The organism is Rhodococcus sp. NPDC079359 (genome assembly GCF_040702585.1).
Lineage (GTDB): Bacteria > Actinomycetota > Actinomycetes > Mycobacteriales > Mycobacteriaceae > Rhodococcoides.
Map to the genome: position 1 here is coordinate 329,809 of NZ_JBFBLH010000005.1, position 19,834 is coordinate 349,642.

Consider the following 19,834-nt stretch of genomic DNA (forward strand, 5'->3'; position numbering starts at 1 on the left):
AGTCGGTCATGTGAATGAGCACAAAGCTTTACTGTTCGTTGACCCATGCGGCTGCCTCCTGTCATGCCCCAACGCCCCTGAATCGTTCTGCGGCCGATCGTTTGGCACTATTGCCCCTTGTGACCGATCCGATCGAAAGCTCCGAGCTGTTGTGGTGGCAGGACGCCGTCTTCTACCAGATCTATCCCCGCTCGTTCGCGGACTCCAACGGTGACGGCATCGGTGACCTCGACGGAATTCGCGACAAGCTCGGCTACCTCGAGCTGCTGGGAATCGACGCAATCTGGATCGGACCCATCACCCGGTCGCCCATGGCCGATCACGGGTACGACGTGTCGGATCCCCGTGACATCGACCCCCTGTTCGGCAACCTGGAGATCTTCGACGCGTTGGTCGACGAAGCTCATGCGCGCGACATCAAGGTCACGATGGACCTGGTGCCAAATCACACCAGCAGCGAGCACCCGTGGTTCCGATCTGCCCTGACGGCAGCGCGCGGTAGCGCCGAGCGTGCTCGCTACATCTTTCGAGACGGACGTGGTGACGACGGTGCGCAGCCGCCGAACAACTGGCCAAGCATCTTCGGTGGCCCGGCCTGGACCCGGATCACCGAGCCCGACGGATCCCCCGGCCAGTGGTACCTGCACATCTTCGCGCCCGAGCAACCGGATCTGAACTGGAACAACCCGGAGGTGTTCGACGACTTCGCGCGCACCCTGAGATTCTGGCTTTCCCGCGGCGTCGACGGCTTCCGGCTCGATGTGGCACACGGTATGGCCAAACCCGTCGACCTGGCCGACATGAGTCTCGAACTCAACGCGTTGATGAAGAACGACGACGACGATCCCCGCTTCAACAATCCTCGGGTCCACGACCTGCATCGACGCATCAGAGCCGTCATGGACGAGTTTCCGGGAACGGTGACCGTCGGCGAGATCTGGGTGCAGGACAACGTGCGTTTCTCCGAATACATCAGGCCCGACGAGTTGCACCTGGGTTTCAACTTCCGGCTGGCCAGTGTCGATTTCGACGCCGAGACCATCCGCGACGCCATTTCCAACTCACTGGCCGCCGTCGAATTCGTCGACGGAACCCCGACGTGGACGCTGTCCAATCACGACGTCGAACGTGAGGTCACCCGGTACGGCGGTGGGGACCTCGGTCGGGCGCGCTCGCGCGCCATGATCCTCGTCGAATTGGCCCTTCCCGGAACGATTTTCGTGTACAACGGTGCCGAACTGGGGCTGCCGAACGTACAACTGCCCGACAGTGCGTTGCAGGACCCGGTGTGGGAGCGATCCGGGCACGCCGAGCGTGGCCGCGACGGCTGCCGAGTGCCGATGCCGTGGGAGGGGCACACACCACCGTTCGGGTTCTCCTCCACCGATCGAACCTGGTTGCCGATGCCGGCCGAATGGGACGGGTACACCGCCGAGGCGCAACTCGAAGACGTCGATTCGATGCTGAGCCTCTATCGGACGGCGTTCGAGCTGCGGGCTCTACGTCCGGAATTCACCGGTAGCGGAGTCGATTGGTACGGATCCCCTCCCGGCTGCCTGGCGTTTCGTCGACGCGGTGGCCTGATCTGCGCCTTGAACGCGTCGGACGAGTCGATCCCGCTGCCTCCCGGCGAGTTGCTGCTGGCCAGTGCTCCGCTGGTGGACGGCAGGCTTCCCGCGAACGCCGCTGCGTGGCTCGTCTAACGCTCGACGGTGAGCGACAACTGTTGTCCCGCGCGACGAGCGAAGACGGAGCCGTAGCGGGCATCGAGACGTAGCCAGACCTTCGACACCCGCACACGAACCACCTCGTCGGGCGAGATCCGATCCGGGTCGACGTCGACGGTCAACGGGTCGCTGCCACTGTGCGGCACGAAACCCATTGCGGTCAAAGCGAATACCGTCCGCATGGAGATCGAGACGTCGTCGTTCTCGCCCGCGACGTGCAGAACCTCCTGTTCGAGCAACGAACTCGGCGGGCCGTGACTGCTGCCGTGCTCCTTGGCCAGTGCAACGCCGCGTTGCGCGAGCCCCACGAGCACCCGGGCCGGCACATCGTCGAGATGGCCGAAGCCACCGTCCGGTGGCAGGGCTCCGCGCCAGGCGGAATCCATCGAAAATCCCGGGTCGATCACGCCGTCGGTCGCCTGCTGCACAGCCGTGACCAACACGTCGGCACCGGCACTGGTGTCGTCCGGCACCACGGTTCCGGTGATGACCCGAGCCGCGAGAGCATCGAAACCCGTTGCAGCCCAGCAGGACACACCGCCGCCCGCTCGGGTCCGCATACGGATCACCGCAGCTTCGTCCAAACGCAGCGCCCTGGTGCAGAACGTCGCCAGGTTCTCCCGCTCGACCGCATCGGGAACGGTCAGTACGCGCTCATACACGCTGCCAGCTCACGAGAAACTCACGCTCTTCGGGAGTGAGCCGGCGCAGCCGCTGCGCATCGATGTCGAACGCCGCAATCTGCGTCGAGGCCACCACGGCCGCGGGAGTGTCCAACGACGCTCCCCGGGCTCGTACCTCGTATCCGACGACGAAGTCCACCGCCCGCACCGCGTCGATCCACATGAACACATCGAGGGGGCCGTCCTCGTGCCGGAGCTGGCCTCGATACTTCACGTGCAGATCCGCGATCACCGCGCCGTGGCGCAGGTTCGCCGTCGGCCTCCCGTCCACCAACAGCCAGGGAATGCGTGCCTCTTCGAGAAGAGTGACCATCCGGGCATGGTTGATGTGTTGATACACATCCATATCCGACCACCGCACGTCCACGGTGGCATGAAAGCCCACTCGCTCGGTTTCAGGTCGCTTGTCGGACAGATGGGCGTCGGGCACACTCACGTGGTCGTTTCCTCTTCTCGGTCGAGTATCGGCGGTGTCGCCAGTGGCGATGTGGTGCTGAAGGTCAGGGCACCATGTTGCGGACCTGTCGGGCAGCGACCGACAGGGTGGCCAGGTCGAGGGTTCCCGACTCGGCGATTTCGGTCAACGCCGCACGAGACCTCGCCAGACGAGACGAGTTGGTCGACTCCCATTCGGCGATCTTCTCCGCGACCGACTCGTCCGGCTCGCCGCCCGCAAGCACTGCCTGGGTGATTCCCCGCAACGAGGAATACAGATCGTCGCGAAGAGCCAAGCGCGCCAAGGAATGCCAACGGTCTCCGCGGGCCAGCTTGGACACCGCGGTGAGCAACCAGTCGATACCGATGTGCGCATCGAGGGCGAAGTAGAGCTCGGCGACCTCGGCTCCGTCCCGGTCGACGATGTCCGCGATATCGATGATGTCGAGTAGGCAGTACACATCGAGCAGGCCGTAGATCCGGCGCGCCAGCTCGGCCGGCGCGCCGCGTTCGATCGCCGCAGCCGAGCGGGAGTCCAGGTCGCTGGCTTGATGCCCGGAGATCCACCTGGACACCGACGGTTGCAGTGCCCGCACCTGACCGGCGTACCGACTGATCTCGGCGCCGACGGCCAGCGGCTGCGGACGGTTGGCCAGCAGCCAGCGCGAGACACGGTCGAGCATGCGACGCGACTCGAGCAACAGTTCGGCCGAGACCGCAGTCGGCACGTCCGCGGCCCTGATCGAGTTCCACACCTCGTCGAGTCCGAATATCTCGGTGGCGGCGGCGAAGGCACGAATGGCGTCGGTGCCTGCCGCACCCGAATCCTCGGTCAATCGGTAGGGGAACGTGATGCCACCGCAGTCGATGGCCTCGTTGGCCAGCGTCGTGGCCACCAGCTGCCGCCGGAGAGGATGCGTGGTGATCGCGGCGGCGTACGGCTCTCGCAGCGGCTCGGGGAAATACTTGGGCAGCCGCGGAGCGAAGACGTCACTGTCGGGCAGTTCGCTGTCGAGCAGTTCGGCTTCCAACGCCAACTTCACGTGAGCCATCAACGTCGCGAGTTCCGGCGAGGTCAGCCCGCGGCCGTCCTGCTTGCGACGCCGTAGATCCGCCTCGGTCGGTAGCGCCTCCAGCTCGCGGTCGAGACCTCGGCGCACTTCCAGATCCTCGATCACCCGACTGTGCACGGTGACCAGGCTCGGTGCGTCGAATCTCGAGGTGCCGAGCAGTTCGTTCTGCATGATGTTGTCCCACAACACCAGCCGGCCCACCTCGTCGGTCATGGACGCGAGCAGCTCGTCCCGATCCTCGCGCGCGAGGTTGCCGTTGGTGATGGCCGTCTCCAACAGGATCTTGATGTTGACCTCGTGATCGGAGCAGTCGACACCCGCGGAGTTGTCGACGGCATCGGTGTTGATCTTGCCTCCGGCAGCGGCGTATTCGATGCGGCCCAGTGCGGTGGCTCCGAGGTTGCCGCCCTCCCCCACCACGGCGGCGCGCACGTCGATTCCGTCGACCCTCACCGTGTCGTTGGCCTTGTCACCGACCTCGGCATTGGTTTCGGTGGACGCCTTGATGTACGTACCGATTCCGCCGTTCCACAGTAGATCGGCCGGGGCCCGAAGGATCGCGTTCACCAGCTCCGGCGGTGACAGCGCGACCACGGAATCCCCCAGCCCGAGGGCGGCGCGCGCCGCCGCACTGATCGGGACCGACTTGCGCGTCCGCTCCCACACGCCGCCGCCCGCACTGATGAGCGAGGTGTCGTAGTCCGCCCACGACGACCGCGGCAGTGCGAACAACCGCTCCCGTTCGGCGAACGAGGACTCACGCTCGGGGTCGGGGTCGAGAAAGATGTGCCGGTGATCGAACGCGGCGAGCAGGCGAATGTGCCGGCTGAGCAACATGCCGTTGCCGAACACGTCCCCGCTCATGTCGCCGACGCCGACGACTGTGAAATCCTGGCTCTGCGTGTCGATTCCGAGCTCACGGAAGTGGCGTTTGACGCTCTCCCACGCACCCTTGGCGGTGATGCCCATGGCTTTGTGGTCGTAGCCCGCCGAACCACCGGACGCGAAGGCGTCGCCGAGCCAGAAACCGTATTTCGCGGCAACGTCGTTGGCCATGTCCGAGAAGGTCGCGGTGCCCTTGTCCGCGGCAACGACGAGATAGGTGTCGTCTCCGTCGCGGCGCACGACTCCGGTGGGAACCGTCACCGTTCCGGTAGCGCGGTCGAGATTGTCGGTGATGTCGAGCAGCCCGGCGATGAACAGGCGGTAGCAGGCCTTGCCTTCCTCGGCGTGCGCCTGGCGATCTCGATCGGCGTCACCGGTCACGGCAGGGGGCCGTTTGACGACGAATCCGCCCTTGGCTCCGACCGGCACGATGACGGCGTTCTTGACCATCTGGGCTTTGGCGAGTCCGAGAATTTCGGTCCGGAAGTCCTCACGTCGATCCGACCAGCGCAGTCCGCCGCGGGCGACGGCCCCGAATCGCAGGTGCACACCTTCGACGCGGGGCGAGTACACGAAGATCTCGAACTTCGGCTTCGGCTTGGGCAATTCGGCGATCGATTGCGGATCGAACTTGAGCGAGAGGTTCTCGCGATGTTCGCCGTCGACCCCCACCACGAAGTAGTTGGTGCGCAAGGTCGCGCGGATCAGCTCGAACATGCTGCGCAGGATTCGGTCGGCGTCGAGGCTGACGACCTCGTCGATCAGTTCACCCAGCTGGGTGCCGATCGACTGTGCGTTCTCCTCCGAACTCGCCTCGGGATCGAACTGCGCCTCGAACAACCCGACGAGCAGCCGTGCAGTGCGCGGGTGTGTCAGCAGCACACCCTCGATGTTGAACTGGCTGTAGGGAAAACCGGCCTGGCGCAAGTACTTCGCGTACGCGCGTAACACCACTGCCTGCCGCCAGTGCAGGCCGGCGCGCATGACCAGCTCGTTGAACCGGTCGGCCTCCGCCTCGCCGCTCCACACCGCCGCGAACGCATCGGTGAATCGGTGCTGCACTCGACTCTCGCGATCGGCGGTGCCCGCCTCGGACAACTCCGCGTCGATGTCACCGTCGATTGCCGAACGCAGCATCTCACGTGAGGCCGAGAGCCCGAAATCGTATATCCAGCACGACATTCCGTCCGGCCGCACCACCGGGTACGGTCGTTCGTCGTCGACCTCGACGCCGAGACTCTGCAGGATGGGCAGCACCTGCGACAGCGAGACACCCGCGCCGCCGATGTACAGCGAGAACCGCCAACTACCCACGGCCGACTGCTCGTTGCGGTAGAGCTGCATGTCGATCGACTCGTCGCCGAGCCCTTCGAGGCGAGCGATGTCGGTCACGGCCCGAGCCGGACTGAAGTCCTGCTTGTAGGCCTCGGGGAACGCCTCTGTGTAGCGCTGAATCCGCAGCGGGTCCACGGTGCGGTCCAGCGAGACCGCGTCGCCGAGAGAGTCCTCCCACGTTCTGGTGGTCTCGGTCAGAGCCGCCTCGATCCGGGTGATGTCCTCGGCAGCCAGCTCCGTCGATGCCGTTCCCGGCGTGCGGCGGACGGTCACGTGCAGCAGCGCCAGGTCCGATTCCGTCACGCGCGCCGTGTAGTCCAGAGAGGTGCCGCCGAGCTCACGGAGCAGCCGATCCTGAATGGCCAGCCGAACACGGGTGGTGTAGCGATCTCGCGGCAGATACACCAGGGCGGAGACGAAGGACCCGCCGGCATCGGGCCGCACGAACAGCTTGACCTTGCGCCGACGGCCCAGTGCCAGAACAGCACTCGCGGTCTCGAACAGCCAGGCCGCCGAGGTGGCGAACAGTTCCGAGCGCGGCATCGACTGCAGCACTTCGAGCATCGCCTGACCCGAGAACGACCCGAGATCATGACCGGCCCGGGCGATCACCGAGCGCACCCGACGCTCGATCACCGGAATGTCGAGCACGTTCTCGTGCAGCGCCGTCACGGTGAAGACGCCGACGAAACGGTGTTCGGCGGAGTTCTCGGCGTCGAGAACACTGACGAAGTAGGGGTAGACGGCGCGGTGCACCGTCGCAGGACTCGCTCCCTGCGTCAGGGCGACCAGATCGCGCTGACCGAGCGGCTCCGAACCGTCCACGTCGTGGGCCGCGTCGCGCAACACCCCGAGGCTGCTCGACTCCTCGCCGGTGGCCGTCCGTGCACCGTCGACGCCGCCGAGCCGGTACCGGCGGTAGCCGAGAAGCGTGTAGTGACCGTCGCCGAGCCAGCGCAACAACGCGGCTGCGTCGCGATGTTCGACGGCGATGTCGGACTCCGCATCACCGGCCCGCTCGGCCGCGCCGTCGAGGAGATCGGCGACCTCGGCCTGTACCCGACGCATGCGCTCGGTGTCGCCGACGACCTGACGCACGTCGGCCAACACCCGGCTCGCCTCCGACTCCACGCGGGCGAGGGCCTCCGCGGACGTGGACGGATGCAGCTGGACGTGAATCCAGGATTCGCGTCGACCGTCGGCGCTCAGACCCGTCAGCTTGGCGTCCGCGTCGCGGGCGACCGACAGAATGGGATGGACCACGTCGGTGTACTCGATGCCGAGTCGGGACAGCAGCGAGATGACCGACTCGACGAGGAGCGGCATGTCGTCGGTGACGATCTGCAGATAGCTGCCCGCGGCCTGATGGGCGGCCGAACTCGACTCGCTGGGTCGGTGCACCGCTACGTTCGCGGTCTCGGGCAGCCGCTGAGCGGCCAACCGGACGTGCCGGTGAAAGGACGTGGTGTCGGGAGTGTGCGCGGACGCTCCGACGGCCGTCGTGTCCACGTGCTCGAAGTACTCGGTACGCAGTGTCGCCAGCTCGGCCAGGAGTCGGTCGTCGAGGCCGTCGGCCCAGTCGTTGTCGGGCAGGTCCAGCGAGCGTGGCATGGTGTTCGAGTACTCCCTCGTGAGGATTTTCCCGACGCCCGCCGATCGCCGGTCGTCGATGACTCCTCGACCTTAGTGTCGAACACCCTGTTACCGCAGTGACCTCGCTGAGCCGGCGCGTGGCGAACTACTTCGCGACGAGATACTCCGCGAGAAGGTTCCTCTCGTCCTCCGACAAAGGACGAGAGGAAGACGTCGCGAGATCGAAGGCAACCATCAGTGCTTCGGCATCCGCGCAGACTTTTCCGTCGCGGTCGGTCACCACGTGCCGGACGCCGTACGAGGTGGTCCCGATGCGGGTGATCCACAGCTCGATCGTCAGCGGACCCGAGTCGTCGAGAATCGGATGCAGAAAATCGGTGGTGAGTTTCCGCACCACCGCTGCGCCGCGCACACCCGGACCCCCGAAGACCGCGTTCAGGAACTGAACGCGGCCCTCCTGGAGGTATTCGACGAACCGGGTGTTGTTGACGTGGCCGAGACGGTCGGAATCACCCCACCGCACCTGAAGTGTGCAGGTGAAGGTTTTCGACGGCATGTCAGTCTCTGGTCAGCTTTCGGTGCGTGACGCGATGCGGGCGGGCCGCGTCGGGTCCGAGGCGCTCGACCTTGTTGGCCTCGTAGCCCTCGAAGTTGCCCTCGTACCAGTACCACGCGGCCTCGTTGTCGCCGAAGCCACCTTCCCACGCCAGGATGTGCGTGCAGGTGCGGTCCAGGAACCACCGGTCGTGCGAGATGACCACGGCGCAGCCCGGGAATTCCTCAAGAGCGTTCTCGAGAGATCCGAGGGTTTCGACGTCGAGGTCGTTGGTCGGTTCGTCGAGCAGGATCAGGTTGCCGCCCTGCTTGAGCGTCATCGCCAGGTTCAGCCGGTTCCGCTCACCACCGGAGAGCACTCCGGCGGGCTTCTGCTGATCGTGGCCCTTGAACCCGAACGAGCTGATGTACGCACGCGACGGGAACTCGGAACTGCCGACGGTGATGAAGTCCAGACCGTCGGAGACCGTCTCCCACACCGTCTTCTTCGAGTCGATGCCCGAGCGGTTCTGGTCGACGTAGCTCAGCTTGACGGTCTGACCGATCTTGACCTCGCCGCCGTCCGGCTCCTCGAGCCCGACGATGGTCTTGAACAGCGTCGTCTTACCGACGCCGTTGGGGCCGATGACGCCGACGATGCCGTTGCGGGGCAACGTGAACGAGAGATCCTTGATCAGCACGCGGCCGTCGAAGCCCTTGTCCAGGCTCTTGACCTCGACCACGACGTCGCCGAGGCGCGGCGGGTTGGGGATCTGGATCTCGTCGAAGTCGAGCTTCCTGGTCTTCTCGGCCTCGGCCACCATCTCGTCGTAGCGAGCCAGACGAGACTTGCTCTTGGCCTGACGTGCCTTGGCACCGGAACGAACCCAGGCGAGTTCGTCCTTGAGGCGCTTCTGCAGCTTCTGGTCCTTCTTGCCCGAGACCTCGAGACGTTCGGCCTTCTTCTCCAGGTACGTGGAGTAGTTGCCCTCGTACGGGTACAGGTGTCCGCGGTCGACCTCGGCGATCCACTGCGCAACGTGGTCGAGAAAGTACCGGTCGTGAGTGACGGCGAGAATAGCGCCTGCGTATGCGGCCAGGTGCTGCTCGAGCCACAGCACACTCTCGGCGTCGAGGTGGTTGGTGGGCTCGTCGAGCAGCAGCAGGTCGGGCTTGCTCAGCAGCAGCTTGCACAGCGCCACGCGGCGCTTCTCACCACCGGAGAGGTTGGTGACGGGCGACTCGGGCGGCGGGCAGCGCAGCGCGTCCATGGCCTGTTCGAGCTGGGAGTCGATCTCCCAGGCATCGGCGTGGTCGAGCTTTTCCTGCAGCTCGCCCATCTCTTCCATCAGCTCGTCGGAGTAGTCGGTGGCCATCAACTCGGCGATCTCGTTGTACCGCTTGAGCTGGACCATCGTCTCGCCGAGACCATCCTCGACGTTCTCGCGAACGGTCTTGGTGTCGTCGAGGACCGGTTCCTGCATGAGGATGCCGACCGAGGCACCGGGAGCGAGGAACGCCTCACCGTTTCCGGGCTGATCGATTCCCGCCATGATCTTGAGGATGCTGGACTTACCGGCGCCGTTGGGGCCGACGACGCCGATCTTCGCTCCTGGATAGAAGCTCATTGTCACGTCGTCGAGGATGACTTTGTCGCCGTGCGCCTTGCGCACCTTCTTCATGGTGTAAATGAATTCAGCCATGACGCCCAGCTTATCGGTGCGAGTGGGTCTCCGGCACCACCGCCCGCGCGCGCAGCCGCCGCCCGCACTCGATCGAGGTTCCGATGCAGCGCGGACGGCGGATGCCGGGAGACCGTCAAGCCGGAACGGACTCGCGCACGTCGTCCTCGATGCGATCGTGGTCCCGATCCTCGTCCAGAGGTTCGGTAGCTCCCGGATCGCCGTCCGTCGCAGCCTCGGGTGCCACCGCTTTCGTCCGATGGATCGAGACGTTGCAGCGCGCGAGATCCGGTCCGACGGCGCTGGCCCGCATCTCCAGATCGGCGCGTTCTACCCCGTCGCGGTTGGTGTACTCGTTTGTCCGCAGCTGCCCGTAGGCGATGATCGGGTCGCCCTTCATCAGCGATGCTCCGACGCCGCGCACGAGGCGACGCCAGCACGTGACCGTCAGGTAAAGGGTTCCGCCGTCGGTCCACTCGCCGGTGTTGCGATCCTGACGTCGGGCGTTGCTGGCCATCCGGAAGCTGAGGACCTCGTCGCCGGTGGGTGTGGAGCGCTTGACGGGATTGGTGATGACCGTTCCGACAACTGCGCACTGTGCTTCGTACATGGTGTGTTCCCCCTCGATCGATGTCGCGTGGTTGCGATCGATATCGACACTGCTACGCGGAAGACGTCCGTGGTGAACGAGTCGGCGAAATGTGGACAACCGGCCGGCCTGTGGATGAAGCACCCGAATCGGGGCCCGCACGACCCGAGAATGTCGGGACCGTGTGCTAGTCGGGAATCTCGGCGTACATGTGACCGTCGAGCTCGGGGATCACTCGCCCCGCAGTGAGCGAAGCAACCAGGGCCGCAGTCGAATCGGCGTCCGGAACCGCGACGGTCAGTACCGCGGACGCGCCGTAGGAGGTGCCGACGACGACAACCCCGTGCCCGCGTAATTCCGATTCCACGCGACCGACCTCGGCGTGGTCGAGTTCGAGAGTCATGATCTCGCGTCGCTCCCGGGTCAGGAACATCGCACCGGCCAACGCCTCGGCCACCGCTCCGCCGTAGGCACGGGCCAGTCCTCCGGTGCCCAGCTTTGTTCCACCGAAATATCTGCTGACGACCGCGACGACGTTGGTCAGGTGATGCCCGCGCAGCACGTCGAGCATCGGTGTACCTGCCGTCCCGCTCGGTTCACCGTCGTCGTTGGACCGCTCGATGCGCGGATCCGGCGGCGAAAAATCGACGATGAACGCCGAACAGTGATGTCCGGCAGCAGGATCGGCCTTGCGGGCCGCCTCGATCACAGCGCGCGCCTCGGCTTCCGTGGCCGCGCGATCGACGACCGCGAGAAACCTCGACTTCTTGACCTCGGTCTCGCACTCGACACGACCGGCGATGGTACGCAGTGGGATCACCCGGTCTCACTCATGCGGCAACACTGTCCACCACATCGTCTGCGGCTCGGACCAATTGGGCGTACATGCCGTCGTTCTCCAACAGGGATTCGTGGCTTCCGACCTCGCGAACGACGCCGTGATCGAGTACTGCGATGCTGTCCGCGGAGCGCACCGTGGACAGTCGATGCGCGATGAGGATGGTCGTTCGCCCGTTCATCAGGCCGTCGAGCGCGGTTTGCACTGCGCGTTCGGTGCGATTGTCGAGGGCGCTGGTCGCTTCGTCGAGCACCAGGATCGGTGGATTGCGCAACACCGTTCGGGCAATGGCGATGCGTTGCTTCTCACCGCCCGAGAAGCGGTATCCGCGTTCGCCGACCATGGTGTCGAAGCCGTCGTCGAGGCCGTCGATGAAGTCGTGGATCTGTGCCGTTCGGGCGGCTGCGAAAATCTCCTCGTCGGTGGCGTCGGGTTTGGCGAATCGCAAGTTCTCTCGAATGGTGGCGTGGAACAGGTACGTCTCCTGAGAGACGACGCCGACCAGGTCGGCGATGTTCTCCGACGCCATCTCCCGCAGATCGATGCCGTCGATCGTCACCGATCCGGCCGTCGGATCATGCAGCCGCGCAACGAGATAGCCCAGAGTCGTCTTGCCGGACCCGGTTGCGCCGACGAGAGCGAGCGTGCTGCCTGCCGGGACCTCGAGGTCGATGCCGCTCAATGTCGGAACCGTTGCCGAGGTGTAGGTGAAGTCCACGGCGCGGAAGGCGACGTCTCCGCGGACGGACTCGCGAGGCAGCGCCACCGGATGGGCGGGCTCGGCCACGTCGATCGGCAGATCGAGGTACTCGAACACTCGCCCGAACAGGGCGAGCGAGGCCTGCACCTCGACGCCGGTGTTGAGCAATTGCATGGTGGGCCGGAACAATTGGGTCTGCAGAGCGGTGAACGCGACCAGAGTTCCGATCGTCAGTGCGCTCCCCTGCCCGATGGTGATGCCGGCGAACCAGTACACCAGAGCAGGCATGACGGCGAAGCTGATCTGGATCGTGGCCATGCGCCACTTCCCTGCCATCATCGCCGCGAGTTCGACGCCGGCCACTTCGTGGGATCGGTCGGCGAACTTCTCGGTCAACACCTGTGCGGAACCGGTGGTCTTGCCCAGCAGAATGCCGCTGACCGAGAGTGATTCCTCGATCTGCACCGACAGGTCGCTGAGCAGCTTCTGTCGCTTGGTGGAGATCTTGCGCCGCTCGTCGCCGATGCGGCGAGCGACACGGACGAAGACCGGCAGGATGATCAACGAGAACGTGGCGAGCTTCCAGTCGAGCAGGAAGAGTGCGACCACCGTCGCGGCAACGGTCGTCGCGTTCTGCGCGATGGACGTTGCGGTATTGGTGACCACCGATTGCATGCCGCCGATGTCGTTGGCGATGCGTGATTGCACCTCGCCGGTACGAGTGCGTGCGAAGAATCCGAGGGATTGGCGTTGCAGGTGCGAGTAGACCTGGACGCGTAGATCGTGCATGAGTCGCTGACCGACGCCGTTGGACATCCAGGTCTGCACGACACCGAGAGTGTTGGTGGCGACTGCAACTGCGATCATGCCGAGTGCGATCAGGCTGACGAGCGTGACATCGCGGTCGGGTATCGCATGATCGAGGAGTTCGCGGAGAAGCAAGGGGGACGCGAGCGCGATGATCGCGCTGACGACGATGATCGCGCTGACGACGGCGATCTTGCGGCGGTAGGGCGTGAACAGAGCCAGGACTCGGCGCACGGGTGCTGGATCGGACGCGAGGAGAGAACGTTCGGGTCGGCTTTCCAAGTAGACCTCCGTGGTAGCTGAAGTAATATGCAGAGGCTACCTCACTATGAGGTAGTGAGCAACCGTCGCTATGATCCCGTACATGGAAACCGGACACTCGCCCAACCTGAGCGAGCAGTTCATGGCCGTCGCGCGGCAGATCCGGCGCAGCCACATGACTGCGTTGGAACCGTTCGGCCTCAATCCCTCACAGAGTCGGGCTCTGCACGTGTTGGCGCGCGAGCCCGAGTCCGTGCGACTACGCGATCTCGCCGAGCACCTGCGCATCGTCGCGCGATCGGCCACCGACATCGTCGACTCCCTCGAGGCGGCGCACCTGGTGATCCGGCAACAGGATCCGAGCGATCGGCGAGCCGTCCTGGTCGAGCTGACCGACACCGGCCGCGCGCTGTTGGACAGAATCGACGACGCGCGCCGTCAGGTGTCGTCGGAAATGTTCGACGGCCTCGAGCCCGCGGAACGCGACGAGCTGAACCGACTGTTGAGCAAGATCGCCGAGACCGGCTGAACCGACCGGGTACTACTGCTCGCCGGTCCGTTCGCGTCGGGCGAGCTCGGCGAACATCGCGTTGTGCGCGGCCAGGTCGGCATCGTGATCGCGCTCGGCGGCGCGGTCACTGCGCCTGGCATCTCGATCGTCGCTACGGGTCCATTGGATCAGCAACGCCAGCATGACGAGCACCAGCGGAACCTCGCCCGTGGCCCAGGCGATACCGCCGCCGAGCTTCTGATCTCCGAGCAGGTCGGAGTTCCAATCCAGCCCGAGCGTCCGGTAGAACCAGCCACCCATCACGGTGTTCATGCTCATCAGAGCCACTCCGAAGAAGGCATGGAACGGTAGCGATCCGAACACGACGGCGAGTTTGGTGACCGGAGCGATCTTGCGCGGAGACGGATCGACTCCGATGACGGTCCAGTAGAACAGGTAACCGCTGAGCACGAAGTGCAGGTTCATCAGCAGGTGCGCGCCGTGACTGTCCAGAACTGCCCCGAAGATTCCGCCGAGGTAGAGCACGTAGAAGCCGCCGACGAAGATCAGCGCCGCGACGAGCGGGTGGGTGACGAACTGCGAAAGTCGACTGTGCAGGCCCATCAGCAACCACTCGCGCATCCCGGGGACGCCGTCCTTGCCTGCCGCGGGCAGGACACGCAACGCCAACGTCAGTGCACCGCCGAGCGCGAGCAGAACCGGCGCGAGCATCGACAGCATCATGTGCCCGGTCATGTGCACGCTGAACACGGCCGTGGAATACCGTCCGATACCCGAGGACGTACTGATCAGCAGCGTGAGGCAGCCCAAGACCCAGGCGACGGTACGGCCGACGGGCCACGCGTCGCCGCGCAGCCGCAGCCGACGGACCCCGATCAGGTACACCACGGCCATGACGATCGCCGCGGTGCCGAAGATCAGATCGAAGCGCCAGTCCAGCGCCATACGCGCGAACGTCGGCGGGCCACTGAGGTTGTACCCGAGTGCCGCTTCCGTGGTCGTGAGATTGGGGTCGATCTCGGCGGGGGGCGGTGTGCGGCCGAGTCCGACGGCCAGCCCGATGGTCGCCGCGAGGACCAGCACCTCGGCACCGGCGAACCGGAGCAGCGGCCCGCGGGCCGTGGGATCGGCGATCAGGGCCGGTAGGGCGCGGCGACGCTGCATCCAGCCGAAGCCGCCCAGCACGATCAGGGCGACGATCTTGCCCACGATCAGCAGGCCGTAGGTGGTGGTGAACAGGTCGGCGAGCGAAACCCGGACCAGGGCGTTGATGACGCCGCTGATGCCCATGACCACGAAACAGACTCCGGCGATCGTGGAGAATCGGCGAGCCGCGACATCGGCGTGTGCACCGCGCCTGCGAACGTGCGCCAGCAGCGCGAACAGTCCGCCCGCCCACAGCGACGCGGCCCCGAGGTGCAGGATCAAGCTGTTGGTGGCGATGTCGTGCGAGCCGCCCGCCGAGGAGTGTCCGCTCAGCGCGATCGGCAGCAGCGTTGCGAGGGAGAAGCCGAGCAGTGCGGGTGTCCAGGCCCACCGCAACACCGTGCGCGACGCGATGGCGAGCACAACGGCCATGATGGCGGTCCAGCGCCAGGCACTGGCGATCTCCACCTGGTCGAGCGCAATCCACAGGTTCGCCGGTTTGATGGCCTCGGCGAACGGCTGCCCCGAGGTGTCGGACAACGTCAAGGGCACCAGAAGCAGGGCGCAGACGGCCCAGATGATCGACGCCACCGAACCGGTCCGGACCGCGCGGTACCCGTCGACGTCGAGAATCCCGTTCTTCTGCGGGGGTACGAGGAACGCGGCCAGCAGAAAGGATCCGATGGCGATGACGGCGGCGATCTCGCCGATGGCCCTCAGCGCAGGCAGACCGTACGTGGTGGCCGGGCCCGGATCCGGGATTCCGAGCAATACCAGCGCATCGGAGGCGGAGAGCATCACGATGAGTGCGGCGACCACACCGGCGATGACGCCGGCGGTGGCGAACACCGTCGTCGTGGTCGACCGTGGATCGTCGTTCGTCGAACCGTCGTTCAGCCGGACATCGTCCGCCGGGAGTTCAGCGGTCGAGGGTTCGGGCTTCTCGAGATCCGGTGTTGCCATACCACCAGAGTAAGAGGTGATCGGGAGTACTCGAAACGCGAGTCCTACACAGCGTCGTACTTGTCCGCACTCACGGCCTAGGTCGCGTCGTGATGGATGCGACCGTCTCGGGCGCGCAGCGGTTCACCGGTACCGCCCCAGCGGTGGGCGATGATCTCCGCTGCGATCGACACGGCCGTCTCCTGCGGGGTGCGCGCGCCGAGATCGAGACCGATCGGGCTGGCCAGACGAGTGAGTTCAGTCTCCGTCAGACCGGAAGCCCGCAACCGAGCCATGCGGTCGTCATGGGTTCGGCGCGATCCCATCGCGCCGACGAACGCCAGCGATGGAATGCGTAACGCCACCTCGAGCAGTGGCACGTCGAATTTGGGGTCGTGAGTCAACACACAGACGACCGTCCGCTCGTCCACCTCCCCCGCCGCGAACTGCGCGGACAGATAGTCGTGCGGCCACGCGACCACGACCTGCTCGGCTGCGGGGAACCGCTGCGGAGTCGCGAAGACGGCCCGTGCGTCGCAGACCGTGACGCGGTACCCGAGGAATGCGCCCTGCTGCGCCACCGCGGCAGCGAAATCGATGGCTCCGAACACCAGCATCCGCGGCGGCGGAGCGTGGCTCGAGACGAACACCTCCATCCCCTCGCCCCGTCGCTGGCCGTCGGGCCCGTAGGTCAGGACAGCCGAACGGCCCGCGGCGAGAAGCCCTTTCGCATCGTCGGCCACGGCAGCGTCGGCACGCTCACTGCCGAGCGAGCCTCGGGTGCCCGATTCTCCGACGACGATCCTGCGGCCGAGCCGTTCCGGATCGCCGTGCGCGACGACTGTCGCCATCGCCACGGGCACATTGGCGCGAACGTCCGCGACGAGGGCCTCGAATTCGGGAAACGTCTGTCGGGTGAGCACTTCGACGAACACGTCGAGTGTTCCGCCGCAGGTGAGCCCGACGGCGAACGCATCGTCGTCCGATACCCCGTATCGGGTGAGCACCGGAGCCCCGGTGCGCATGACGTCCTGCGCGAGTTCGTAGACCGCGCCTTCGACGCAGCCGCCGGAGACCGAGCCGGCCACCGCACCGTCGGGTCCGACGAGCATGGACGCTCCGACCGGACGCGGCGCGGAATCGAAGGTGCGGACCACCGTCGCGACCGCTGCCACGTCGCCGGACTGCCAGGTGCGCAGCGCGTCGTCGAGGATGTCGTGCACAGCACCTCCTTCGACCTGGGGTCGGAACGATTCCGAAACCACCGCTTTCCCGCTGCGACCATCGCCCAACCCATGCCGGCGCGATCGGCGTATACGGAAAGGTACACTCGTCAACCGTGCTCGAGCGGGTCCGCCCGCACGTGCCAGCCTCCGTAGCTCAGGGGATAGAGCAAGGGCCTTCTAATCCCTTGGTCGCAGGTTCGAATCCTGCCGGGGGCACCCTCTGACCAGAAGAAACGTAAGTCCGTTCGGCTCACTGTGGTTGACTTCGCATAACGAAGGGTCACACGTGCATCAGCTCACTCTCGGAGTCCTCTCACGTTCGCGCAAGCCCGATGAGCGGCGACTACCGATTCACCCACTGCATTTCGATCGAATAGATGCCGATATCCGCGCCCGAATGTTCCTCGAATCCGGCTACGGCGAGCCGTTCGGAATTTCGGACGAGCACCTGGCCACCCAGGTGGCGGGCATTCGCACGCGCGACCAACTCATCGCCGAGTGCGATGTGATCCTGTTGCCCAAGCCCCAGGCCGAGGATCTCGCATCCTTGCGCCCAGGGCAGACACTGTGGGGCTGGCCGCACTGCGTACAGGACGAAGAGCTCACCCAGATCGCCGTCGACCGCAAGCTCACGCTGATCGCCTTCGAGGCGATGAATCACTGGACCCACGAGGGCTCGTTCAATCTGCATGTGTTCCACAAGAACAACGAGTTGGCCGGCTACTGCTCGGTGCTGCACGCACTGCAACTGATCGGGTCCACCGGTGATTACGGTCGCCGGTTGCGGGCTGCGGTCATCGGTTTCGGTGCCACCGCTCGCGGTGCGGTCACTGCACTCAATGCCCATGGCATTCACGATGTGGACGTTCTCACCCAGCGCGGCGTCACTGCGGTGAGTTCGCCGATCCACTCGGCCAACATCGTCAACTTCGATCTCGACGACGCCGATCCACGCCAGAGTCGGGCCCTCACCCCCGACGGCCGCGTACCACTGTCGAGCTTCCTCGCCGACCACGACGTCATCGTCAATTGTGTTCTGCAGGATACCAATTCACCACTGACATTCTTGACGAACCAGGACCTGCCGACTCTCGCGCCTGGCACCCTCGTGGTGGACGTCTCGTGCGACGAGGGCATGGGGTTCGAGTGGGCCAAGCCCACGTCGTTCGCCGATCCCATGTTCACCGTGGGCGACAACGTGCGCTATTACGCCGTCGACCACAGCCCCTCGTACCTGTGGAACTCTGCTACCTGGGAAATCAGCGAATCTCTGCTGCCGTACCTTCGGATCGTGCTCGACGGCCCCTCGGCGTGGAGTACCGATTCCACCATCGAGCGTTCGATCGAGATCAGGGGCGGCATCATCGTGAACCCGAATATCCTTGCCTTCCAACATCGCAGTGCGGAGTACCCGCACACCGCAGCGTGAACGAAGCGCACGGCATGAGCATCACGTGGATCGAGGACGGTAGCGAGCGGACGTGCCGCTGGCAGTCGGAGAACGGCGCTCCCGCACCCCGCACGGTACGCATCGTCGACGATTCGACGACGGCAGACGTGGCATACAAGCTGGCCACGATCGGCGAGGCTCTGTTGTGGCGCGGCGATTACAACAATGCTCGGCAGCTGCTGTCGGCGATGACCCGGCGGGTACCAGCGGCCAAACAGACCTCCGACGCGTCACCTGCGGAGCAGTTTCATCTGCATCGTCAACATCAAGCCAGACGTGCCCGCGTGCTGGGAATGCTTCTGGTGGAACTCGATTCGAGCTTTGGACTCGACCTGGGCCGAGCTCCGGACGTCCGCGCAGCCGTATCGGAGGCGCTCGGCCCCGACGCCGCGCCGTGCGTGCTGTCGTTGCGCGAGCTGCTCGGCATGGTCGGCGCACACGAATGGCGTCGCAAGGGTGTCTTCGTGCCGGCGCTGAATGCCTCGATCCACCCGCACTACGGCGTCTTCTCCCCCGTCCGCGGCGAGTACATCCAGCTCGTCGCCGACGCACCGCTGCCGGACACGGACCGAGCGTTCGACATCGGCACCGGCTCGGGCGTTCTGGCGGCAGTGCTCGCCCGCCGCGGCGTGACCTCGGTGGTCGCGACCGACAAGGATCCGCGGTCGATCGCGTGCGCACGAGCCAACATCGATGCTCTCGGATTTGCCGATCGGGTCGAGGTGGTGCAGGCCGACATCTTCCCGTCCGGGCGTGCGGGACTGATCGTGTGCAATCCGCCATGGATTCCCACGAAACCCACGTCGGGCATCGAACATGCGGTGTACGACCCCGGGTCGCGAATGCTCAAGTCCTTCCTCAGCCGACTCCGCGGGCACCTGACGCCGAACGGTGAGGCCTGGCTGATCGTGTCCGACCTCGCCGAGCTGCTCGGATTGGTCACGCGCGCAGAACTTCTCACCGCCATCGACGCGGCAGGCCTGGCCGTCCTCGGCCGAACCGACACCACCCCGACGCATTCGCGCGTCACCGACAGCTCCGACGTGCTGCACGCGGCACGCTCACGCGAAACCACGTCAGTGTGGCGGCTCCGCGCACGCTGAACAGTGGGCACACGACAGCGCCGCCCGAGCATTGCTCGGGCGGCGCTGGTGGATCCGGTACTTCTTACCGTTCGCGGGTCTCGAACTCGCCGTTGATCACGGTGCCCAGCGGCGCGTCACGCTCCGCCTTCTTCGCCGCCTCACGCATTTCGATTCCGTCGGTGATCAGATCACCGATTTCACGAGTGACGTCGCGGACGGCTCCGGCGATGATCACCACGATCCGGCCGACGTGAGTCGCGGCCGATTCGGTGAACTCCTGCACGGTGTCCTTATTGCGCTCGAACTTTCCTACCAACAGGACCGCCCCCTTC

15 protein-coding genes and 1 tRNA gene are annotated in these 19,834 nt (G+C 65.5%); 5 read left to right on the plus strand and 11 right to left on the minus strand.

Translation table 11 applies throughout. The features are described from left to right. The first annotated feature begins 119 nt into the window (after window positions 1-119). The gene (locus AB0362_RS15075) at window positions 120-1,703 is read left to right on the plus strand and encodes a glycoside hydrolase family 13 protein (protein WP_366235772.1); all 1,584 of its coding nucleotides are present in this window, start codon (window positions 120-122) and stop codon (window positions 1,701-1,703) included. Here the strand turns inward: AB0362_RS15075 and AB0362_RS15080 are convergent. From AB0362_RS15080 to AB0362_RS15115, 8 genes are all read right to left on the minus strand, one after another. Continuing rightward, on the minus strand, window positions 1,700-2,389 hold the full coding sequence (locus AB0362_RS15080) for a hypothetical protein (RefSeq protein ID WP_366235773.1): 690 nt from the start codon (window positions 2,387-2,389) through the stop codon (window positions 1,700-1,702). The genes AB0362_RS15075 and AB0362_RS15080 overlap by 4 nt on opposite strands. After that, complete coding sequence (locus tag AB0362_RS15085; protein WP_068052572.1) at window positions 2,382-2,846, minus strand: thioesterase family protein; 465 nt, start codon at window positions 2,844-2,846, stop codon at window positions 2,382-2,384. The genes AB0362_RS15080 and AB0362_RS15085 overlap by 8 nt, the downstream gene beginning before the upstream one ends. 64 nt (window positions 2,847-2,910) lie before the next feature. After that, window positions 2,911-7,749 carry an NAD-glutamate dehydrogenase gene (locus AB0362_RS15090; RefSeq protein ID WP_366235775.1) on the minus strand — a complete coding sequence of 1,613 codons (4,839 nt, stop codon included), beginning with the start codon at window positions 7,747-7,749 and terminating at the stop codon, window positions 2,911-2,913. 127 nt (window positions 7,750-7,876) lie between these two features. Further along, on the minus strand, window positions 7,877-8,287 hold the full coding sequence (locus tag AB0362_RS15095; RefSeq protein WP_366235776.1) for an acyl-CoA thioesterase: 411 nt from the start codon (window positions 8,285-8,287) through the stop codon (window positions 7,877-7,879). A 1-nt stretch (window position 8,288) separates the two neighbouring features. After that, complete coding sequence (ettA, locus tag AB0362_RS15100) at window positions 8,289-9,968, minus strand: energy-dependent translational throttle protein EttA (RefSeq protein WP_032402531.1); 1,680 nt, start codon at window positions 9,966-9,968, stop codon at window positions 8,289-8,291. Window positions 9,969-10,083: 115 nt separating this feature from the next. Further along, on the minus strand, window positions 10,084-10,557 hold the full coding sequence (locus AB0362_RS15105; RefSeq protein ID WP_366235777.1) for a single-stranded DNA-binding protein: 474 nt from the start codon (window positions 10,555-10,557) through the stop codon (window positions 10,084-10,086). A gap of 166 nt (window positions 10,558-10,723) precedes the next feature. Further along, complete coding sequence (locus AB0362_RS15110; RefSeq protein WP_366235779.1) at window positions 10,724-11,356, minus strand: YigZ family protein; 633 nt, start codon at window positions 11,354-11,356, stop codon at window positions 10,724-10,726. A gap of 10 nt (window positions 11,357-11,366) precedes the next feature. After that, a complete protein-coding gene (locus AB0362_RS15115; RefSeq protein WP_366235780.1) occupies window positions 11,367-13,163 on the minus strand; it encodes an ABC transporter ATP-binding protein in 1,797 nt (598 codons plus the stop codon). Window positions 13,164-13,245: 82 nt separating this feature from the next. Here AB0362_RS15115 and AB0362_RS15120 point away from each other — a divergent pair, with 82 nt between their 5' ends. Then, the gene (locus AB0362_RS15120) at window positions 13,246-13,671 is read left to right on the plus strand and encodes a MarR family transcriptional regulator (protein ID WP_231893809.1); all 426 of its coding nucleotides are present in this window, start codon (window positions 13,246-13,248) and stop codon (window positions 13,669-13,671) included. Between the two features lie 12 nt (window positions 13,672-13,683). Here the strand turns inward: AB0362_RS15120 and AB0362_RS15125 are convergent, their stop codons facing one another. Continuing rightward, window positions 13,684-15,597: a cytochrome c oxidase assembly protein gene (locus AB0362_RS15125; RefSeq protein WP_255183252.1), complete on the minus strand. Its 1,914-nt coding sequence runs from the start codon at window positions 15,595-15,597 to the stop codon at window positions 13,684-13,686. Between the two features lie 242 nt (window positions 15,598-15,839). Then, window positions 15,840-16,964 (minus strand): XdhC family protein, encoded by a 1,125-nt coding sequence (locus tag AB0362_RS15130; RefSeq protein ID WP_366235782.1) that lies wholly within the window; start codon window positions 16,962-16,964, stop codon window positions 15,840-15,842. Between the two features lie 146 nt (window positions 16,965-17,110). Here AB0362_RS15130 and AB0362_RS15135 point away from each other — a divergent pair. From AB0362_RS15135 to AB0362_RS15145, 3 genes are all read left to right on the plus strand, one after another. Beyond that, window positions 17,111-17,183, plus strand: a tRNA-Arg gene (locus AB0362_RS15135). A 70-nt stretch (window positions 17,184-17,253) separates the two neighbouring features. After that, entirely contained in the window at window positions 17,254-18,396 is a 1,143-nt protein-coding gene (locus tag AB0362_RS15140; protein ID WP_149406282.1) for a N(5)-(carboxyethyl)ornithine synthase, read from the plus strand. 14 nt (window positions 18,397-18,410) lie between these two features. Then, entirely contained in the window at window positions 18,411-19,520 is a 1,110-nt protein-coding gene (locus tag AB0362_RS15145; protein WP_366235783.1) for a class I SAM-dependent methyltransferase, read from the plus strand. 64 nt (window positions 19,521-19,584) lie between these two features. Here the strand turns inward: AB0362_RS15145 and AB0362_RS15150 are convergent, their stop codons facing one another. Then, window positions 19,585-19,818 (minus strand): hypothetical protein, encoded by a 234-nt coding sequence (locus AB0362_RS15150; protein ID WP_032394788.1) that lies wholly within the window; start codon window positions 19,816-19,818, stop codon window positions 19,585-19,587. Window positions 19,819-19,834 lie beyond the last annotated feature (16 nt).